At 66.3% G+C, this 252-nt stretch carries 1 protein-coding gene; it reads left to right on the top strand.

Annotated elements, in window-relative coordinates; genetic code table 11:
- Positions 1–41: 41 nt before the first annotated feature.
- A partial coding sequence (locus KVT38_RS33925; protein ID WP_368859202.1) for a ring-opening amidohydrolase occupies positions 42–252 on the top strand: 211 nt, incomplete at its 3' end.

Genomic DNA, 252 nt, shown 5'->3' with positions numbered 1-252 from the left:
CGGAGCGAATCTCCTTTATAAGGTCTGGCGGCACGGAGGGCGTGCTAGCGCCACACTTCACGGTCATCACCCGATCCGAAGCAGAGGGAGGCCCGGCTGATCCTGGCTTGAAGTCGCTTGCGGGCGGCGTCGCGCATTCCCGACGCTTCCTTCCGGTGGAGCTCGGACGCTCGGCCCAAGACGAGGTAGTGTCGGTGGCCGGAAACCGGGCTGTGGCGGAGGGGCGGAGTGGGGCGGACTCCGAAGTGGAAT

Source organism: Cohnella sp. GbtcB17 (genome assembly GCF_019091135.1).
GTDB lineage: Bacteria > Bacillota > Bacilli > Paenibacillales > Paenibacillaceae > Cohnella.
Note: the sequence above shows the minus strand (reverse complement) of the source record. Positions and strands in the feature narration are given on the sequence as shown.